Annotated in this window: 20 protein-coding genes; 13 read left to right on the top strand and 7 right to left on the bottom strand. The window is 43.9% G+C overall.

Annotation, left to right across the window (positions count from 1 at the left end; translation table 11 throughout):
* Nucleotides 1-49: 49 nt before the first annotated feature.
* The 8 genes from ABNE31_RS08625 to ABNE31_RS08590 all read left to right on the top strand — a co-directional run bounded on the left by ABNE31_RS08625 (nt 50) and on the right by ABNE31_RS08590 (nt 6091).
* Entirely contained in the window at nt 50-1300 is a 1251-nt protein-coding gene (locus tag ABNE31_RS08625; RefSeq protein WP_349350929.1) for a nitrous oxide reductase family maturation protein NosD, read from the top strand.
* On the top strand, nt 1297-2004 hold the full coding sequence (locus ABNE31_RS08620) for an ABC transporter ATP-binding protein (RefSeq protein ID WP_293287461.1): 708 nt from the start codon (nt 1297-1299) through the stop codon (nt 2002-2004). Before ABNE31_RS08625 ends, ABNE31_RS08620 begins: the two co-directional genes overlap by 4 nt.
* Nucleotides 2001-2783 carry an ABC transporter permease gene (locus ABNE31_RS08615; protein WP_179384677.1) on the top strand — a complete coding sequence of 261 codons (783 nt, stop codon included), beginning with the start codon at nt 2001-2003 and terminating at the stop codon, nt 2781-2783. The genes ABNE31_RS08620 and ABNE31_RS08615 overlap by 4 nt, the downstream gene beginning before the upstream one ends.
* 31 nt (nt 2784-2814) lie before the next feature.
* Nucleotides 2815-4020, top strand: a complete 1206-nt coding sequence (locus tag ABNE31_RS08610; RefSeq protein ID WP_349350928.1) for a hypothetical protein — start codon at nt 2815-2817, stop codon at nt 4018-4020.
* Between the two features lie 148 nt (nt 4021-4168).
* A complete protein-coding gene (locus ABNE31_RS08605; protein ID WP_306014320.1) occupies nt 4169-4603 on the top strand; it encodes an Rrf2 family transcriptional regulator in 435 nt (144 codons plus the stop codon).
* A gap of 57 nt (nt 4604-4660) precedes the next feature.
* Entirely contained in the window at nt 4661-5386 is a 726-nt protein-coding gene (gene ric, locus ABNE31_RS08600) for an iron-sulfur cluster repair di-iron protein (protein WP_349350927.1), read from the top strand.
* Between the two features lie 7 nt (nt 5387-5393).
* A complete protein-coding gene (locus ABNE31_RS08595) occupies nt 5394-5702 on the top strand; it encodes a hypothetical protein (RefSeq protein WP_293290626.1) in 309 nt (102 codons plus the stop codon).
* A gap of 11 nt (nt 5703-5713) precedes the next feature.
* A complete protein-coding gene (locus ABNE31_RS08590) occupies nt 5714-6091 on the top strand; it encodes a group III truncated hemoglobin (RefSeq protein WP_293290628.1) in 378 nt (125 codons plus the stop codon).
* A gap of 103 nt (nt 6092-6194) precedes the next feature.
* On the opposite strand, the gene ABNE31_RS08585 is transcribed toward ABNE31_RS08590, so the two are convergent.
* The 4 genes from ABNE31_RS08585 to ABNE31_RS08570 all read right to left on the bottom strand — a co-directional run bounded on the left by ABNE31_RS08585 (nt 6195) and on the right by ABNE31_RS08570 (nt 10394).
* Nucleotides 6195-6677, bottom strand: coding sequence for a GNAT family N-acetyltransferase (locus ABNE31_RS08585; protein ID WP_293290630.1), 483 nt, complete (start codon nt 6675-6677; stop codon nt 6195-6197).
* Nucleotides 6662-7927, bottom strand: coding sequence for a phosphoribosylamine--glycine ligase (locus tag ABNE31_RS08580; RefSeq protein WP_349350926.1), 1266 nt, complete (start codon nt 7925-7927; stop codon nt 6662-6664). Before ABNE31_RS08580 ends, ABNE31_RS08585 begins: the two co-directional genes overlap by 16 nt.
* Nucleotides 7928-8044: 117 nt before the next feature.
* The gene (locus tag ABNE31_RS08575) at nt 8045-8347 is read right to left on the bottom strand and encodes a hypothetical protein (RefSeq protein WP_293290634.1); all 303 of its coding nucleotides are present in this window, start codon (nt 8345-8347) and stop codon (nt 8045-8047) included.
* A gap of 418 nt (nt 8348-8765) precedes the next feature.
* Nucleotides 8766-10394: a carboxylesterase family protein gene (locus tag ABNE31_RS08570; RefSeq protein ID WP_349350925.1), complete on the bottom strand. Its 1629-nt coding sequence runs from the start codon at nt 10392-10394 to the stop codon at nt 8766-8768.
* Between the two features lie 86 nt (nt 10395-10480).
* Here ABNE31_RS08570 and ABNE31_RS08565 point away from each other — a divergent pair, with 86 nt between their 5' ends.
* The 3 genes from ABNE31_RS08565 (at nt 10481) to ABNE31_RS08555 (ending at nt 15110) form a co-directional block, all read left to right on the top strand.
* Nucleotides 10481-11218, top strand: coding sequence for an NUDIX hydrolase (locus ABNE31_RS08565; protein ID WP_349350924.1), 738 nt, complete (start codon nt 10481-10483; stop codon nt 11216-11218).
* A 112-nt stretch (nt 11219-11330) separates the two neighbouring features.
* Entirely contained in the window at nt 11331-12860 is a 1530-nt protein-coding gene (locus ABNE31_RS08560; protein WP_349350923.1) for an ATP-binding protein, read from the top strand.
* A gap of 723 nt (nt 12861-13583) precedes the next feature.
* Nucleotides 13584-15110, top strand: a complete 1527-nt coding sequence (locus ABNE31_RS08555) for a bifunctional GNAT family N-acetyltransferase/carbon-nitrogen hydrolase family protein (RefSeq protein ID WP_179384666.1) — start codon at nt 13584-13586, stop codon at nt 15108-15110.
* 583 nt (nt 15111-15693) lie between these two features.
* Here the strand turns inward: ABNE31_RS08555 and ABNE31_RS08550 are convergent.
* Together ABNE31_RS08550 and ssb are read right to left on the bottom strand one after the other, a co-directional pair.
* A complete protein-coding gene (locus tag ABNE31_RS08550) occupies nt 15694-16143 on the bottom strand; it encodes a JAB domain-containing protein (protein ID WP_293290503.1) in 450 nt (149 codons plus the stop codon).
* A 66-nt stretch (nt 16144-16209) separates the two neighbouring features.
* Nucleotides 16210-16557 (bottom strand): single-stranded DNA-binding protein, encoded by a 348-nt coding sequence (ssb, locus tag ABNE31_RS08545; protein WP_166250152.1) that lies wholly within the window; start codon nt 16555-16557, stop codon nt 16210-16212.
* A 126-nt stretch (nt 16558-16683) separates the two neighbouring features.
* On the opposite strand from ssb, the gene ABNE31_RS08540 reads away from it, so the two are divergent.
* The gene (locus tag ABNE31_RS08540; protein ID WP_293290498.1) at nt 16684-16932 is read left to right on the top strand and encodes a hypothetical protein; all 249 of its coding nucleotides are present in this window, start codon (nt 16684-16686) and stop codon (nt 16930-16932) included.
* 276 nt (nt 16933-17208) lie between these two features.
* Here the strand turns inward: ABNE31_RS08540 and ABNE31_RS08535 are convergent, their stop codons facing one another.
* A complete protein-coding gene (locus tag ABNE31_RS08535; protein ID WP_293290499.1) occupies nt 17209-17472 on the bottom strand; it encodes a hypothetical protein in 264 nt (87 codons plus the stop codon).
* Between the two features lie 147 nt (nt 17473-17619).
* Between ABNE31_RS08535 and ABNE31_RS08530 the strand changes: the two genes are divergently transcribed.
* Nucleotides 17620-18231 (top strand): plasmid pRiA4b ORF-3 family protein, encoded by a 612-nt coding sequence (locus tag ABNE31_RS08530; RefSeq protein ID WP_293290500.1) that lies wholly within the window; start codon nt 17620-17622, stop codon nt 18229-18231.
* Nucleotides 18232-18369 lie beyond the last annotated feature (138 nt).

Here is an 18369-nt window from a genome sequence, read left to right as displayed (position 1 = left end):
AAAGCCCTCAGAGATCACAACACAGAACTTCATAAACGGCACTTGCTTCATGTCTACAATCCACCCATATCACAAATTTATCCTATCCCTGCTACTCCTGCTGTGGACGCCTTTGGTTTGGGCAAAAACATGGAACGTATGTGGCAATTGCGAGCACAGTTCCCTTAAAGAGACCATTGCCCTCGCCCAGCCCTACGACACCCTGCTGGTGCAAAAGGGCACGTATCGTGAATACGAAATTTTGGTGGACAAACCTTTGGTGATCAAGGGGATCAATTATCCCATTGTGGATGGGGAGGAAAAAGGGGAAATCTTCATGGTAACCTCGGACCATGTTACCTTGGATGGGCTTTTCGTCATCAATGTTGGGGTAAGCTACACCAAGGACAACGCCGCCATACGGGTGGTGCAAAGCAAAGATTTTACGATACGGAACATGGTTTTGGAACAGCTGTTCTTTGGTATTTATTTGGAGAAATCCTCACACGGCAAGGTGTACCACAATAGAATTATCGGTGAGGCTTTGGACGAATACAATTCAGGAAATGGTATCCAACTTTGGTACTCCACCGACGTGGAAGTGACCAAAAACCACGTACAAGGTACCAGGGACGGCATCTATCTGGAATTCTCGGACCGAATCACCATCAGTGAGAATGTAAGTATGGACAACTTGCGGTATGGTCTTCATTTTATGTTCTCCAACAACGATGTGTATACCAAAAATACCTTTGAAAACAATGGCGCCGGGGTGGCGGTCATGTTTTCCAAGCACATCACCATGGAAAACAATATATTTCGAAAAAACTGGGGGACTGCGGCCTACGGCATGTTGCTCAAAGAAATCAATGATGCGGAAATCACAGAAAACACCTTTGAAGAAAATACCATTGGTATCAATATTGAGGGTTCTAACCGAATCACCTATGCCAACAACGATTTTATTGGTAACGGCTGGGCCATCCGCGTAGTAGGCGCCTGCTATACCAACCGTTTTGAAGGCAATAATTTTTTGTACAATTCCTTTGACATCTCCTATAACAGTAAACTGAACGACAATGTGTTCGAAGGCAATTTTTGGAGCAGCTATACCGGTTACGATTTGGACAAAGATGGTATTGGCGATGTACCCTACCGTCCTGTAAAACTGTTTTCCTATGTGGTTAACCGAACCCCCGAGACCATTGTACTGCTGCGGAGCCTCTTTATGGATATCATCGATTTCTCGGAAAGGGTCTCCCCCGTATTTACGCCCGACAATTTAAAAGATGCCCAACCCTTAATGCAGATGAGGCCATGACCATAACCATAGAGAATCTATACAAACGATTTGGAAAAAATCACGTCCTAAAAGGAGTCAACCTCAGCGTTGAACCAGGACGCATTTATGCCATCCTTGGGCCCAATGGCTCTGGAAAAACCACCATGATTAAAAGTATTTTGGGAATGGTGATTCCCGATAAAGGAGAAATTTCCGTGCTGGATCGCCCCATCAAACATGGATGGAAGTATCGTAAACAGATTGATTATCTGCCCCAAATTGCCAATTTTCCCCCTAACATTAAGGTCCAAGAACTGATCGATATGATCAAGGACCTCAGAAACAGTACCAGTGCCGAAGAGGAACTGATCGACCTTTTTGGCCTGGAACCGTTTTTGGACAAAAAATTGTCCACCCTATCGGGGGGCACCAAACAAAAGGTAAATATTGTGCTCACCTTTATGTTCGACAGCCCATTGATTATTTTGGACGAGCCCACAACTGGACTCGACCCATGGGCACTGATCCGTTTAAAGGAGCTGATCCAAAAGGAAAAGGCGAACGGAAAGACCATTTTGATTACCTCCCATATTATGCAGTTCGTGGAAGAAATAGCCAACGAAATCGTCTACCTCTTGGAAGGTGAAATTTATTTCAAGGGAAGTATTGGCAAACTATTAGATCAGACCAACGAGATAAATTTTGAACACGCCATCGCGGCCTTAACTACCAAGAAGCCATGATCAAAATATTGAAATACAGTTTTTACGACCTGATACGCAGCCGTTGGAGCTATGTCTACTTTCTGTTTTACCTAGCTCTAGGTTTTGTACTCCTGTTTCTGAACAATGATGTATCCAAGGCGGTGATCACCCTTATGAACGTAATTATTGTTCTGATTCCGTTGATCGGAACCATTTTTGGTGTGATGTACTACTACAATTCAAGGGAATTTACCGAACTGTTGTTGGCCCAACCCATCAAAAGGAGCTCCATATTCATGGGGCAATATTTTGGGGTCGCAGGCTCGTTGACCTTAAGTTTGGTCTTGGGCCTTGGTATCCCATTTCTGCTATATGGATTGTTACGAAGCAATGCCATCTTCGATTTTTCACTATTGTTGGTCACCGGGGCCTTCCTCACCTTTATTTTTGTAGGGCTTTCCTTTGTGATTGCCATCTCAAATGAGAACAAAATCAAAGGTTTTGGTTATGCGGTGTTGCTCTGGCTGTTTTTGGCCGTGGTGTACGATGGACTCTTTTTGATGTCATTGATCATCTTTGAGGAGTATCCCTTGGATACATTTTCGCTAGTTTCCACCATGCTCAATCCCATTGATCTTTCCAGGATTTTGATACTGCTCAAACTGGATATTTCTGCCCTCTTGGGGTATACGGGAGCCATTTTCAAAAAATTCTTTGGTACCGATCTTGGCTTTCTCACCTCAATGGCCATTCTATTGCTTTGGACGGCATTGCCTATTGGAATCTTGAGGTACAAGGCCAAACGAAAGGATTTTTAAAAATCGATACATTCGTTGATTCATATAAGGTATGATGGATAAAAAACGGTACGGAAAACAGGTACGGCTTGGATTGCTATACCTCTGCCTTGCGGCCCTATTGGGCCTGCTGCTTCGCTCCTTTCCCGTATTCGGATTTCAATTCAATTACCGTTACGTGGTCCATGCCCATTCACATATTGCACTTTTGGGGTGGGTTTATGTGGGGCTGACCACCTTGCTCCACTTTTGTTTTGTGAAAAAAAAAGGTTCATCCGTTGCATACCAACGTATCTTCTGGTGTACCCAAGGGACTTTGATAGGAATGCTGTTAACCTTTCCATTTACGGGATATGCCTTGTTTTCCATCATCTTTTCCACACTATTTCTTATCGTATCCTATGTGTATGTATACCATTTCTGGAAAAACATCAAACCGAAATTCAATCAAAGTAAAGCACTCCGGTGTGCCAAGGCCGCATTGCTTTACCTAGTAATCTCCAGTATAGGCCCATGGGCATTGGGGGCCATAATAAATACCTTGGGACCCCAATCCATTTGGTACCGATTGGCTATCTACTTTTACCTGCACTTTCAATACAATGGATGGATGGTGCTCGCTTTGGTAGCTCTTTTTTTATTCGTCTTGGAACAAAAGAGCATCGAATTGCCCCAAAAAGGCTTCACTCAGTTTTTCAGGATGGTCAATTGGGGTATTGTACTCACTTTTGCATTATCCGTGCTTTGGACCGAACCGCCAATGGGTTTATATGTGGCAGCAGGACTGGGCGCTTTGGTTCAGTGTTATGCCTTTGTACGATTGGGAATCCTTGTAAAAAACAAAATCCACCTATTGTCCTTGTCGAAACTTCAAATATTCCTGATGCGGATAGTGGTCATTCTTGGGCTCATAAAAATGAGTCTTCAATTGCTGACCGCCCTGCCCTATTTTGCCCGATTGGCCACCATTTATATGGACCTGACCATAGGATATCTGCATTTGACGTTTTTGGGGGTCATCAGTATAGGTCTGTTCTTTTTTGTGGATTATTATGGATTGATGAGAATTGCCCAAAGGCCCTTTGTATGGTATTTCTCGGGCTTCGTTCTTTCCGAACTGTTAATCTTTTATAGAGGAATAGCAGCATGGATGCAATGGGAACCCCTCGGTAATTATACGGTAATCTTGATCTTAGCGAGTATACTGATGCCCATTGGATTGATTTTGATGTTATCCAAGAATCGATTTCACCATTGATTTTTTTTATGGAGCCCTATTACATCGATACCCATAATAGTTTATATTTGAATCCATTGAGATGGTAAAACATACTGAAAATAATAAAAGACATTTTTGTCCTATTTAATTTTTTGGTTTATCTTTGTACTGACAAAAGGTTCCTATGATGTTTTCAAAAGCCTGTGAATATGGTATTCGGTCAGCGGTTTACATTGCCCTGCAATCATTGGAAGGCAGGCGGGTAAGCGTCGGTGAAATCGCGGAGGAAATAGATTCACCCGTCGCCTTTACGGCCAAGATTTTGCAGCAGCTCACAAGAAATAACATCGTACGTTCGGTAAAAGGACCCCACGGCGGTTTTGAGATTGAACGGGAAGATATGGATACCGTTAAACTGAACATGATTGTAAAGGCCATTGATGGAGACAAAATCTATATGGGCTGCGGCCTTGGACTCAAAGAATGCAACGAACATAAACCCTGTCCCCTTCATGATAGATTTTTGGACATCCGCAACAATCTTAGCACCATGCTCAGAACCACCAGTCTCTACGAATTGGCCGTTGGCCTGGAAGAAGGCTTGACCTATCTGAAACGATAAAAAAATTTAAACTAAAAAAAGACAATTTTATCCGAATTATAAAAACCCCCTAGTACTATGAACAATACAATCGAAAAAACAATTGGAGAATTGGTAGCGGAAGATTACCGCACCGCACAAGTATTCAAAAACCATAAAATTGATTTTTGCTGCAAAGGAAACCGCACCCTATCCGAGGTGGTAACCACAAAGGGAATTACACTGGAAAACCTGCTGGAAGATCTTCAAGCTGTGCAAAATTCTGAAAAAACGGACCAGCCGGACTTTAAGACATGGCCCTTGGATCTACTTATCGATTATATCGAGAAAAAACACCACCGCTATGTAGAGCAGCAAATCCCCGTCCTAAAGCAATACCTCACCAAACTCTGCAAGGTGCATGGTGCACAACATCCCGAACTGCATCAAATCTCGGAACATTTCCATGCCTCGGCAGGTGAATTGGCCATGCATATGAAAAAAGAGGAGCTCGTTTTATTTCCTTGGATACGGAAAATGCTCCATGGACCATCTGATCTTAAAAGTGACGGCAAGACACCATCCGAAACGGTTCGAACCCCTATTAAGGTCATGATGCAGGAGCACGATAACGAAGGGGAGCGTTTCCGACAGATAGCAGAATTAAGCCAGGATTACACCCCTCCATCGGATGCCTGTAATACCTATCGGGTCACATTCTCTCTTTTAAAGGAATTTGAAGACGATTTGCACCGCCATATCCACTTGGAAAACAACATATTATTTCCCAATGCGGAGATATTGGAAGCTCGATTAATGCAATAGGCATATTATGAATAATCGTACGGTTGTACCGAAAAATATATATTCCAAACTTTTTCGGGAATATAGAAGAGGACAAATGGGCTACGCCGCCATTGCCATTATAGGCCAGAGCTGTTTGGGTTCGGCGGCTGCCATGGCCCTTTTGATGGGAAGTACCGGAATGATCCTAAAAATGGTCTTGCTTTTTCTTATCACCATTTTCTGTATGGCCTACAACGGCGCTGTTCTGGCCCAGCTAAAACCAATAAGCTCTTTTAACCTATTGATACTTAGTCTGGGGGTTAGCACATTGGTCATCTTGGGACATTTGATCTGAGCAAAAATAACATGATGGAAAAGAAAAAAATAGCAACGATTGAAGATATACAGTTGATAGTGGATACCTTTTATGGAAAAGTCCGTAAGGATAGCTTATTGGGTCCCATTTTTAATCATATCATTCAGGACCGATGGCCCGAACACTTGGAAAAGATGTACCGTTTTTGGCAAACCGTGTTGTTGGATGAACACACCTACAAGGGCAGTCCTTTTGCACCGCATGCCCATCTTCCTTTGCGAGCCGAACATTTTGAGCGCTGGAAAACACTTTTTTTTGCGACTTTGGATGATTCTTTTGAAGGTGAAAAGGCGGAAGAGGCGAAATTCAGGGCCAGAAAGATGGCGGAAATGTTCCAATTGAAGATTGCCTTTATACAGCAAGCGTGATTTACACTCCAGCCGATTGTCCACCATCAAGCCTGTTATAGTCAATTTTGAAATTTATACCCAGGGTTGTTCTGAAGTTTTTTTGATTACATGGTCTGTAAAATCAATCCGGTTCCCTGATCAACAACTCTTCGGAATCGCCTTCTTTCTTAAGGCTTTTCACCCATGTAAACCCATTCTTTTCATAAAACTCCCTGAGACCGGGCTCCTCAACGGTCAGCCAGAACCCTTTGCCACCATAAAGCCCCTTAATGCAGGTCAACCAAAGGCTTCCCAACTGTTTTCCTCTGTGGGCCTGGTCCACAAATAGATACCCTATGTAGAGGTATCCTTTTTCAATATAAGGTCTTACATCATCATCAAATACCTGCATGTCGGCGGGGAGACCTTCGAACACCATGCCACCCGCAACGATACGATTCTTTTCGGTGATCACAAACAGTTCCATGGCATCTCGGGATTCCTCAATACACTGTTGAAAATAAGGAGGCCAATCCTCTGGCATGGCTTTCGTAAAGCTATCCAGTGGGCCCTCCCACTTTAAAAACTGCTTTTGATGTTGACCAGAACCTACAGCAGACCCCATGACCATAATTTATCAGAATCCTCCAGCCAACGATCACCGATATCGGTGCGGTAATACCCATTGTTAACGATAACGTTTTGAATGCGATTGTACATGCTTCGCTGTGCATCTCGCATGGTAATGCCCGACCCCGTTACCAAAACAGCAATCCCCGTATTCCCGGTGATGAGCCATTGATCGTTGACTTTTTTAACGTGCATCGGATGTACTCCATCCATTTGGTCCTTTTTGAAAACCACTACGGCATCCTTTGAAAAAAGCTCAAAGGTCTTTTTATCATCATAAGGGAAAGGTGGAACCACAATGTAGGCCCCAACTTGAAACCCTTTTTTGACCTGAATCTGATTTTGGGTACCCGCTGCCACCCCTTGGAGCATTCCTCCGAAGGATTCCAAAATGCCCGACCGCTGAATAAAGACCTGCGGATATCCAAAACGTGAGGTGAATTCCAACGGATAAATACCTACCCCGTTAACGATGCAGTTTACGTCGATATGTCCACGAAAGCCTTGCTCGGCTAGGGTCCGTTCAAAGGGTTTTAGTGTTTTTTGGAACAAAGGGGAATCGGTTGTCCAGAACATACTGGTTCCCATCTCCCCTGTGGATACGCCCAATTCCTTTGGAAATAATTTTTTATGCTCAAATGTAATGTTCACCGGGGTCAAAAAACAGGTTCCATTAAAATAGGCCCCGATGGCTACCTCGATTCCTTTGACTTTGTGCTGCAATTGAAAAGTGCCAAAGCGGTCTCCCCACGATTTTTCATAGGCGTACAACATACGGATCACGTCCAAACCGCGATCGTCGTTGCCCACAAATAAGAGTTGCTTTAATTCCTGGGTCTCCCCCGAAGGTTTTAAAACGTAGGCATTTGGGTGTGCTTGGATGTGGGCAATGGCTTCTGAAAAGGAATCAAAATCCTTGGAAGCCAAGGTTTTGATCTTGTGCCGCCGAAGTTCCGATTGTCCAAAATTACGATCAAGCTCCAATCGGTCGGTATATGTGGTACCCCCAAAGACCAATTTTCCGGCAGCCCTCAATTCTTCACATTCCTTTCCGTAGCCCGTATAATCGAATACAATACAATCCGCCCACTCTATATGCTTTCTCCAGTCGGTGGCCTTGGCTACAAAACCGTTGCCAATTTCACGCGATGCCCTATCTTCAATGAACATTTTAACCTGATAGCCCTCATTTTTAACGGCTAGGGCTATGTCCAGAATTTCTCCCCACCGAGAAACAAACAACATTTTTTTTCCGATTTGGGCGCTTTTTTTTAGGCGTTTCGCCGAGGGGTCTTCTTTACTTTCTTTTTCTATCATTTATGTATGCTTGCAACCTGTGCAACTCTGTTCAAATAGCTATGGTTATTTAATCAAAACCAATTTTGTGATGCGATAACTTTCGTACGTGTCGCCCGTTTCATTGTCCAACTCCTCGTCTATGGTATAACTTACTTTATACAAACGGTCTACCGTGGACGCATCCAACAAATCAAAACTGTCCCATACGGAATCGTCCACATCTTGGAATTCATATGGGTTTCCATCTTCACCCGAAAAATAATAGGTGTCATCCTCAAAACCGTTGTAAGTGGCAGTTATGGTCTGCTCTTGTACCATGGGCGATAATGACAACACCAATGTCAATAATATAATCATGTTTTTCATCAAAATAAAAATTTAATTGATTGAACCGTAAATAAGATAATGCCTTGTAAAAAAAGGGATATATAACTTCCCGAGCGGGAAGGGCAAAACATCAAATGAATACGTGTGAACCAAAAGAAAGGAAGTCTCGGTTCCGTTATTCCAGGGAGTCAGCATCATTTGTCGGGAACCTACGCCGTAGATGATTTTGGACATGGACTCCAAGTAAGCCAAAATCCCCGATAGTGTGTTCGCAATCATGGTCTTTTGCCTAAGGCAAGACACTTAAATTACGAATCAAAGGACGTAAAAAATCGCGTAGGTTGTATCGGGAACCGATAAAAAATATTTCCGGGTTCAATCTTCTTAAAAAGCCCTTAGTTAGGGTCCCGTTTTACCCGGGACCCAACTTTAGGGGGACTCAAACATCCCAGCAACATCAGTTGTTATAGTTCTTATCCAAAAACTCATATCGTGCGTCATCGGTAGCCTCGGTCAGTTTACTTTCCGTATCGATGATCATTACAGGCGGGGTGTTGTCGCTTTTTCCCGCAGCTTCCCAGGCAGGAAGAGCATCACCATTGGGGTTTCCATTTTTAATAAAATTGGCGAAGAATTCTTGCATGGTCTTGGAAGCCTGGTAATCCTCTGCGGTCCAAGCATAATCGTCCACAAGGTGCAGATTACCCATAGCGTACTCGATTTCTGCAGCATGGGGAGCACCAATAGCTTTGGGCATTGGTGGCGCATCGGAATTTCGCTCTACAGTTCCCCCTGCCAATCCAGACATCAAATTTTGATCTCTAAGCGGTGGTCTTATTTTGCTGTACAAATAACGATAAACGGGCTGGTCGCTGTAATCACGGTGCAAATCGAACCATTTCCAGGTACTGTATGCAATAAAACGGTCGGATGCCAAGTTGGTAGCGGCCCATTGGAGCTCCTCTGCCGTAGCATGGGAATATAGCTCCAATACTTTTTGGTAGTCTTTTGGATACGCCTCCTTTACTTTGGCCACAAATCCATCTTGGGTAATGGGACCTTGGGTAAAGGCCATTCCCGGGATTTCCGCGGAATTCCATCCTACCAACAGCGGAACCTGAGCCTGTTCCTTTGAGGCAAAAATCTCTGTCAATGGCTTGGGAAGCAAATAGCCATCAATCACCATGGGAAATCCAAATCGCTGGGATTCGGTGTAGATTTCATAAATCTCACGGGTACTCAGCTTCCGGAGTTCGGCAATGCTCTGAATGCCTACGCTTTCCAAAAATTGTGCACCTTGTTTTTCGGCCTCGGCCAATGGCACTGGAGCCATGGTTGGTGGAATGGCAGCACCGCTCTCCCCTATCGCCCCGTTGATCAAATCTTTGGACAGTGGGGAAGCCATCTGTACGCTTACTCCAATGGAACCTGCTGACTCCCCAGCAATGGTCACTTGGTTTGGATTGCCTCCAAAGGCGGCTATGTTGTCCTGTACCCATTTCAAGGCCATGTTTTGATCCAATTGGCCATAATTTCCGGAAGCTTTATATGGTGCTTCTGCAGAAAGTTCTGGATGGGCAAAGTTTCCAAAAATATTTAGACGATAGTTGGTGGTAACCACCACAATCCCTTTTTTGGCCATGCTCTCACCGTCATATCTATACTCCGATGCATCACCGGCCACATTACCTCCGCCATAAAAGTAAACCAGCACCGGAAGGTTTTTATCGGTTCGTTTGGCTGGCGTCCAAACATTGAGGTAGAGACAGTCCTCGCTTACGCCGTTAGATCGTGATTTCATGTCGCCAAAAACCATGGTCTGCATGGGTCGTGGACCAAAAGCCTTGGTTTCTTTAACGCCCTCCCAAGCATCCAAAGGCTGAGGAGCTTTCCAACGTAGTTCCCCTACCGGTGGTTTGGCAAAAGGAATCCCAAAATATTTTTGGATTCCGGTATGGGTATCATATAAACCTTCTATAATCCCTTTTTCGAGGGTGACCTGAACGGGGAATGCATTTTCGTGCTGTGCAGTAAGTTCCGATATTCCAAAAAGAACTACCATTATGGCAAATAGTTGTTTTTTCATTGTTCCTTGATTTTCTATTGTTACATAGTGTTACAATAATACTTTGTTTTTATGTAAAATTGTACTTTATTTAGAAAAATTTCGATTTGACCTTTAAAAAGCAAACACTACAACAAGAGGATTATATCCCAAATCTGGCTTTTGACTCCGTTATTTTCGGGTTTAACGGCAAAAAGCTCAAGATACTGATATTGGAATACAGAAACACCGGTCTCTTTGCCCTGCCAGGAGGCTTTATCCGACGCGATGAGAACTTGGATGAAGCCGTTAAAAATGGGGTAAGCGAGCGAACGGGCCTAACGGACATTTATTTGGAGCAGTTTCAGACGTTTGGCGAGGCGAACCGTGCCGACCCAGAACCCATGAAACGGATTTTGGAAATGAACGGTCTTGATCCGGCATCCCATCAGTGGCTCTTGGGCAGGTTTATTTCAGTTGCCTACTATGCGTTGATCAACTTTGAAAAAGTAGTGCCCAAACCAGATCCTTTATCGGATGGAATCGATTGGTATGCCCTGGATGAGCTTCCACCCTTGATGATGGACCACAAGACCATTATTGAAAAAGCCTTGGAGACACTTCGGGAAAATCTGGAAAAGAAATTACTGGGAACTAACTTGCTTCCTGAAAAGTTTACCATGAAAGAGCTACAGCAAGTTTACGAAGCCATTTATGGTACATCGCTTAATCGCAGCGGATTCCAGCGAAAGATGTTGAGCTCAAACACGCTGGTACGACATGAAAAAAGGTTCACTGGAAACGCACACAAGGCGCCCTATCTGTATAGTTTTAAACCCAATAAGGTATTGCAACCGATAGATTGATCTCAAATTGGAGCAATATCGCTTTTCTAGAAGAAAATTGGTTATTTTAGCCTAATAAGGGGTATTATTTATATACTTATGAAATAAGTACTTAACCAATTTCGTTTACTTGATGGACCAATTTGATTTTAGGTACTTGACCACTGTTGTATTCACATCGATTTTCGGCGTTTTTGGGATATACCACCTGCTCTCGTTCGTTGTATTGAAGCACAGGCTCTTGCTGTACTATTTTATCCTGATTTTAGGGCTTACCCTGCATTGGAGCCTTTACTTCTTTTTGAACGGTGCTTTTGGAGGGGAGTTTGCGGTACTTGCCGACAAGGCATCCTTGACCACTGCCATGATCACCACCTCGGGCCTTTTGCTGTTTACCAAAAGTTACCTCAACATAACGGCTGACAATCATCCGCTTTTATCAAAAATTTACAAAGTAACCCAACAAATTGTGGTTGGTCTACCCGTGTTGCACATCACCAACCACCTGACAGCACAAATAGGTTGGTTAAACGATTCTTTGGTGTTGATGGCCGCTTTTATGGCGATGTATGCGATACTTCTGAACATTTTTTCCGGTATCCGATTGTTTCGTTCCCATGAACTGAACCGTTATTATTTGTATTCCTATACTCCCATTCTGATGGCCGCCCTATTGTACATCGGAACATGGTTTGCAAAACGGTATTATGATTTCGATGTCAATCCCATCCTCCTTACCACCTCCATTTTGGTAACCTTTCAGCTTATTCTTTTTTCGCTGATCATTGGATTTAAGTACAAGGCCATTGAGGAGCAACACATGCAAATGCAGGTAAACGCCAATAAAAGGTTGGAAGCAGAAGTGGCGAAGCAGACAGCGGACCTTCAGATGGCAAAAAAGGCATTGGAAGACCAAAATGAAGAGCTCGAAAAAATCAATCAACTCAAGAACAAGCTTTTCTCATTGCTCTCACACGATGTAAGAGTCCCTTTGAACAATGTGGTCACCATTATCGAATTGATCCAGCAAGATATTGAAGACAGCGAACTCAAACCGATAACGGAAAACCTTAAAAACGAAATTTCCGATAAGGTCTCCATGGTCAACGATTTGTTGAAATGGTCCTACCAACAGTTGGATGGGGTCGGAATGGATAAAGAGGAATGCGATTTGAACAAGGTATTGGAATCCATCAAAGATGAATTTTCCAGAATGGCCCAGGATAAAAACATCACTATTGAAATGGAGGTCTCGCAACCCACTCTTGTTATCGACCCTACCATGTTGAAGGTCGTTTTGCGAAATCTTACCTCAAACGCCATCAAGTTTAGTGATAACGGGCAAAAGGTCGTTTTATGGTCGCAAAAGCAAGGCGAACATATTGAGTTGGGGGTTAAAGATTTTGGGATGGGCATGGAAAAAGATTGGTACCAAAGGCTTCAAAACGACAAACGGCCCGAAATCAGGAAAGGCACTAAGGGCGAAAAAGGTACTGGCTTCGGTCTGGTAATCGCCAAGGATTTTGTGGAAATGAACGGGGGCCAGCTCATTTGCGAGAGCGAAATGGGCGAGGGCACTAATTTTATTTTACGCTTTCCTGCAAACAGCGACAACACCACATCACAGACAAAGACATCAAATAGTCCTGTACATTCATTTTAGAAAATCTTCTCAGCATGAGGCCTGCTTAATACTTTTTGACACCATCACAGCAGACTGCGCGATGGAACAACAAAACTCAACTAGCGGCATGTTAAAAATCAACTGTTCCACAAATATTAAGGGAAGATTCCGGAGCACTGTGGGAATTCCCAAAATCACAGATCTCCAATTTTAACAGGATGCCACCGTAACCGTTCAAGACAAACTGAACCGGTTATTTCCACTATTGAGCCAAAACGAATTAATGTGGCAACTGGCCTTTATCCAAAAAGAGAATCAGAGAAAACGAATACAACATATCAGAATGCTCCCAATTGGGCCTACAATTTCAGCGCTGCTCCGATGGTTCACAACGATTATTTGATTAATTTTAAACGTTCGCTCCAGCTACAAAAATTCCTGTGTTGGTTTTCATGGTGTATGTGATTTGGACCATATGCCCCGAGCAATAAAAAGGAGATTTGTTCCCAATCATAATAACGTAGAAAAGTAAATCGGGACATATTCCTTTTATGTAAAAACAAAGACTAGAAATAGACTGTAGTGAGTATATTTTTAAAAAATACAAATTGAATTAGCCGTGAACCACAGCTCAATGTGAACAAGAACAATTGTTGACCAAGAACCCTGAAATTTTTCATAAAACATACAGCACCCAAGAAAAATCCTTAGAAAATGCCTTCGGCATTGCGGTCGGGGCTGTATTTTTTCATCCCATATAACATGAAATTAAGCGACATAGACAAGGTTGAACTAGTGTATCTCCAAATCGAGGATTATTTGGAGATAAAAGATGTTATGCAAACAGCGTATACCTCAATGCCGGATGCTTATTGGAGGGAGGCCCATATCGGTAGCCTTTTGACCAAGTTTCCCGAAGGGCAGGTGGTAATCAAGGTCAATGGCCAGATAGCGGGTTGCGCACTGTCCATTATAGTGGATTATGACAAGTTTGACGACAACCATTCCTATAAGGAAATAACGGCCAACTATACTTTCGACTCCCATGATAACGATGGCGATATGCTTTATGGCATCGACGTATTCATTAAACCTGAGTTCAGGGGATTGAGGCTTGGAAGGCGTCTGTACGATTACAGAAAGGAACTCTGCGAAAAATTGAACCTAAAGGGCATCCTCTTTGGCGGTAGGATACCTAACTATCACAAATATTCCGATACGATGTCCCCTAAGGAGTACATTGAAAAAGTGAGGCGCAAAGAGATCCACGACCCCGTTCTGAACTTTCAGATGTCGAATGATTTTCACCCGGCACGTATCTTAAAAGGTTATTTGGAAGGGGATGTATTGTCCAAAGAGTTTGCCGTCTTGTTGGAATGGGACAATATTTATTATGAAAAGCCTGCAAAAAAGGCGGCCATCAAGAAAAAGGTGGTTCGATTAGGACTTATCCAATGGCAAATGAGACCTTATCGGGATATTGAAGCCTTGCTGCAACAAGCAGAATACTTTATTGATGCTGTAGCTGGATATCGTTCGGATTTTGCCTTGTTTCCTGAGTTTTTCAATGCACCATTGATGGCTAAGGACAATCACTTGAGCGAATCCGAAGCCATTAGAAAGTTGGCCATGCACACCTCCGAGATAGTGCAGCGGTTTTCGAATTTTGCCATTTCATACAACATCAACATTGTGGCAGGAAGCATGCCCGAGATTAGAAATGACAAACTGTACAATGTGGGCTATCTCTGCAAAAGGGACGGGACCACGGAGCGGTATGAAAAATTGCATGTGACCCCCGATGAAGCCAAAGTATGGGGCATGCAAGGTGGCGAACAACTCAAAGTTTTTGATACGGATTGCGGAAAAATAGGCATACTCATTTGCTATGACTCCGAATTTCCAGAATTGAGCAGGTTATTGGCAGACCAAGGCATGGATATATTGTTTGTACCATTCCTTACCGATACCCAAAATGGGTACTCAAGGGTAAGGAACTGTTCACAGGCAAGGGCTATAGAAAACGAATGTTACGTAGCCATTGCAGGAAGTGTGGGCAACCTACCCAATGTGCACAATATGGACATCCAATATGCCCAATCCATGGTTTTTACTCCTTGTGATTTTGCTTTTCCTACCAATGGCATCAAGGCAGAAGCTACGCCCAATACGGAAATGATCTTGATTGCGGACCTTGACATCGATTTATTGAGGGAGCTTCATCAATTCGGTAGCGTTCGGAATCTTAAGGACAGAAGAACGGATTTGTTTGATCTAAAAAAGAGATAGGAGTTTACTGTGTTTCAAGAATTTTCGCTTCAATACTGCTACTGTGCTGGTCCGCGTTGGAGGTACTTTTTTAACGACTTGGGTCAACAATCATTCAGGGGATATTAAAACAAAAAAACCTGTCAATCTAAAGATTGTCAGGTTTTATGTCGAAGTGGCATACTATTTATTTCTTTATTAATTAGGATTAATTTATCCTTACGGACATTGTAAAAATCGCCCTTTTTGTTTTTTTGGAGAGGACTAATTGCGTCACCCTTTTCGTGTATACCATATGCAATATTAATGTCTAAATAGTAGGAGATTTCTCCTGACCAATCTGCCTGCCCCATTAGCACTCCATTGGAAGTTTTACGCTATGGAACAATTACTGACCGGAGGATGAATAGATTCTAAAGAAGTTTCTATATCTTTTAAATGTCATCTTCTGAAAGAGGGCAGGCATTCATAAGGTTTGTCCTGTTTTGCTACAAACCGTAAAGCTCGGGGTCAAACCCATCGGGATAGTCCCTTGGGTCGAGGTCGCTTGTTTCTCTGTTTTCGGCTTCGTGTATCCTATCTTTTTCGGTCATCGTTACAACATTTATAGGATGCCGTTGTCCGCAAAACTGTAGTAACGTCCATCGGGTGCCAGGATGATATGGTCGATCACATGGACATCGAAGAGTTGTGCCGCCGCCTTGATCTTCTGGGTCAACTGTTTGTCGGGTTCGCTGGCCTTGAGCTGTCCGGAGGGGTGGTTGTGGGCGAGGATAATCCCCACGGACAGGGTCTTGAGCACAATGGCAAAGAGGATGCGGACATCCACCAAGGTGCCCGTGATGCCCCCATGGGAGAGCGGGTAGATGCCCTTGACCTTGTTGGAGCGGTTGAGCAATAAGACCTTGAAGGTCTCGTGCAGACCGATGGTGTCGGCGTCCCAGTTCTTGAAGAGCAGTTGCGCCACTTCCTTGGAGTTGGTCAGGGAGAGCGATTTCAGGGTACTGAGCTTCTCCCGATAGCTGATCTGTATTTCGTTGACTTTGGGTTCCATACTTGTATTGTTATGGGTCAAAAAAGGAAGGGGCACCCAAGCTTTTGGCTTGGGCACCCCTTGGCCTTATCCCTCGTTGGTGTTTCCGCCCAACAATAAGATCTCGCTGGCCACCACTTCGGTGACATAGCGCTTGTTCCCTTCCTTGTCCTCGTAGGAACGGGAGGTCAGTTTCCCTTCGATGGCAATTTCCTTGCCCTTGGTCACGAAGCCCTCGATGATGTCGGCCAGCTTCCCCCATCCGATGACGGTATGCCATTCGGTATTGGTGATGCGCTCCCCTTGGTTGTTCTTGTAGTGCTCGTTGGTGGCCAGTGTCAGCCGCGCCACACGTTTTCCACCGTCCAGATCGGTGATCACGGGGTCCTGTCCCACGTTTCCGATAAGTTGTACTTTGTTTCTCAATGTACTCATGATAAAAAGGTTTTAAAGGTTTGCCGTCCTCCCCTTGGTATGGATCGGCAAACAGGGTTAAAGATTTCCCCTTATTTTTTTGGTCATCGTCTCCCAAATTTTAAGGGGCGTTTGTTTGCTTCTTACATGCGCAGCATTATAAAAGAAGGGGGTTCTGTCAAGGCTTCTGGACAGGAAATCGGGAGGCTCCGCGACGTAGCAAAACCTTTGGCCGTGCCAAGGGCAGGCAAGGTTTTCAAGGAAGTGGAAACCCTATTTACGGACAGAACAAAGCCTGGCCTTGACAGGTTCGATAAGGGCCCTTGGGCATTCCTTCAGACCCAAGGGCAAGGGAGCGTACGGGAAGTTGAGCGAGTGAAGTCCTTGGTGTCCTGATTGGAAGGCACCGGGCACTGCCCTGTTTTTCGATGACCCGAAAAACAACCGGGGCTTCTTTTATTACGGGACCCTTAAAATTTGACCGGCGGACGGACGGATTTGCGGCCTTACAAAGCAAAGTTCCAAGAAGGCTTTGCGAAGGAAGGAAGAAAAATAAATCCGTGTGGACGGCTTCCGTATGGGTTAAAGCACAATGTATCAAAGGAAGCGATGGCCCATAGCATAATCCCCCAGTTCCCTTGGAATGGTATGGGAAAGCACCTTTTGGATGGTTTAGAACAATGATGCTTGATTGTTACTGGAAGGGTTAGCTTCTGAACGCTTTGTAGCTTTTAGTTTGTCCCGTAAGGCCTGTCTACGCTTCTCATATATCCATACCCTCAATTTTTGCAATAGGACTTTCTCATAGTTGGACAATTGTTGGGGTGCTACCTCCTCCATGGCCAGAATTCGCCCAGTTTTTTCGAAGGTCTTGGCAAATTGAAGTCCACACCAGGTATAGATGTTTACCCATTCGCTGGTCCAGGGGAGCCTCAAGGATTCTGGGCATCATATAGGCCACAACCTGATCCCCATCAAATCAATTGCTAGAAACACCATCTCGGGAATTCATGTCGATACCATTTTTATTTATGCTTGTTTTGTTATAAAATTGGGCCCAATTCATTAAGCAAACATTGTACAGTGAACAAAACCTTCAAGTTTCGCATCGAATTGGATGGAACCTCACCAAACATATGGCGTGAATTTTTGGTCTCATCCGAAACCAAGTTTAATAGGCTACACCACATCATTCAGATTGTAATGGGATGGAAGAACAATCATCTGTATGAATTCTCGATGGATAGCTATCGTATTGGCCCACAATTTGAGGACGATGGTTTTAATGGCCCAAATGAGATCATCGATTCAAAGACAATCACCATTGGCGACGTACTGCAACATAAGGGACAGCAATTGGAATATCTATACGATTTTGGCGATTACTGGCAACATGTATTGACCTTGGAAATGATTATTCCTGATTTGGCCATCCCCTTCCCTGTCTGTTGTGCCGGCGCCTTGGGCTGCCCTCCGGAAAACGTTGGTGGTTTAGCGGGGTTTTATGATTTTTTAAGGATCATGGAAAAACCTAGACATCCAAAGCACAAGGAAACAAAAGCATGGGCAAATGGCCAGCTTGCCCCCACGGATAGCAGTTACGATTCCCAACAATTCACATTGGAAAAGATCAATTATATCTTGCTCCATCTGGATACCTATATACAGGATTGGGAGAAGAAGGCCAATCCATAGTGGAAGACTTGAATAACGGCCCGCTGTTGCATAGAGGGTACATCCAAACAGGACGAAGGTTTCACCCAGATGGCGTGAGGATGACCTTGTTGGTTTTTTGTGAATGGAACAGGGACCAAGAGTCTTGATACAATGGTC

The organism is Flagellimonas sp. MMG031 (assembly GCF_040112705.1).
Lineage (GTDB): Bacteria > Bacteroidota > Bacteroidia > Flavobacteriales > Flavobacteriaceae > Flagellimonas.
Note: the sequence above shows the minus strand (reverse complement) of the source record. Positions and strands in the feature narration are given on the sequence as shown.

What these genes read in the sequence shown, in the direction of transcription:
- ABNE31_RS08625 (WP_349350929.1), top strand. Translation starts at nt 50, where the DNA reads ATGTCTACAATCCACCCATATCACAAATTTATCCTATCCCTGCTACTC.
- ABNE31_RS08620 (WP_293287461.1), top strand. Translation starts at nt 1,297, where the DNA reads ATGACCATAACCATAGAGAATCTATACAAACGATTTGGAAAAAATCAC.
- ABNE31_RS08615 (WP_179384677.1), top strand. Translation starts at nt 2,001, where the DNA reads ATGATCAAAATATTGAAATACAGTTTTTACGACCTGATACGCAGCCGT.
- ABNE31_RS08610 (WP_349350928.1), top strand. Translation starts at nt 2,815, where the DNA reads ATGATGGATAAAAAACGGTACGGAAAACAGGTACGGCTTGGATTGCTA.
- ABNE31_RS08605 (WP_306014320.1), top strand. Translation starts at nt 4,169, where the DNA reads ATGTTTTCAAAAGCCTGTGAATATGGTATTCGGTCAGCGGTTTACATT.
- ric (WP_349350927.1), top strand. Translation starts at nt 4,661, where the DNA reads ATGAACAATACAATCGAAAAAACAATTGGAGAATTGGTAGCGGAAGAT.
- ABNE31_RS08595 (WP_293290626.1), top strand. Translation starts at nt 5,394, where the DNA reads ATGAATAATCGTACGGTTGTACCGAAAAATATATATTCCAAACTTTTT.
- ABNE31_RS08590 (WP_293290628.1), top strand. Translation starts at nt 5,714, where the DNA reads ATGATGGAAAAGAAAAAAATAGCAACGATTGAAGATATACAGTTGATA.
- ABNE31_RS08585 (WP_293290630.1), bottom strand. Translation starts at nt 6,677, where the DNA reads ATGGGGTCTGCTGTAGGTTCTGGTCAACATCAAAAGCAGTTTTTAAAG.
- ABNE31_RS08580 (WP_349350926.1), bottom strand. Translation starts at nt 7,927, where the DNA reads ATGTTGTTTGTTTCTCGGTGGGGAGAAATTCTGGACATAGCCCTAGCC.
- ABNE31_RS08575 (WP_293290634.1), bottom strand. Translation starts at nt 8,347, where the DNA reads ATGAAAAACATGATTATATTATTGACATTGGTGTTGTCATTATCGCCC.
- ABNE31_RS08570 (WP_349350925.1), bottom strand. Translation starts at nt 10,394, where the DNA reads ATGAAAAAACAACTATTTGCCATAATGGTAGTTCTTTTTGGAATATCG.
- ABNE31_RS08560 (WP_349350923.1), top strand. Translation starts at nt 11,331, where the DNA reads ATGGACCAATTTGATTTTAGGTACTTGACCACTGTTGTATTCACATCG.
- ABNE31_RS08555 (WP_179384666.1), top strand. Translation starts at nt 13,584, where the DNA reads ATGAAATTAAGCGACATAGACAAGGTTGAACTAGTGTATCTCCAAATC.
- ABNE31_RS08550 (WP_293290503.1), bottom strand. Translation starts at nt 16,143, where the DNA reads ATGGAACCCAAAGTCAACGAAATACAGATCAGCTATCGGGAGAAGCTC.
- ssb (WP_166250152.1), bottom strand. Translation starts at nt 16,557, where the DNA reads ATGAGTACATTGAGAAACAAAGTACAACTTATCGGAAACGTGGGACAG.
- ABNE31_RS08540 (WP_293290498.1), top strand. Translation starts at nt 16,684, where the DNA reads ATGCGCAGCATTATAAAAGAAGGGGGTTCTGTCAAGGCTTCTGGACAG.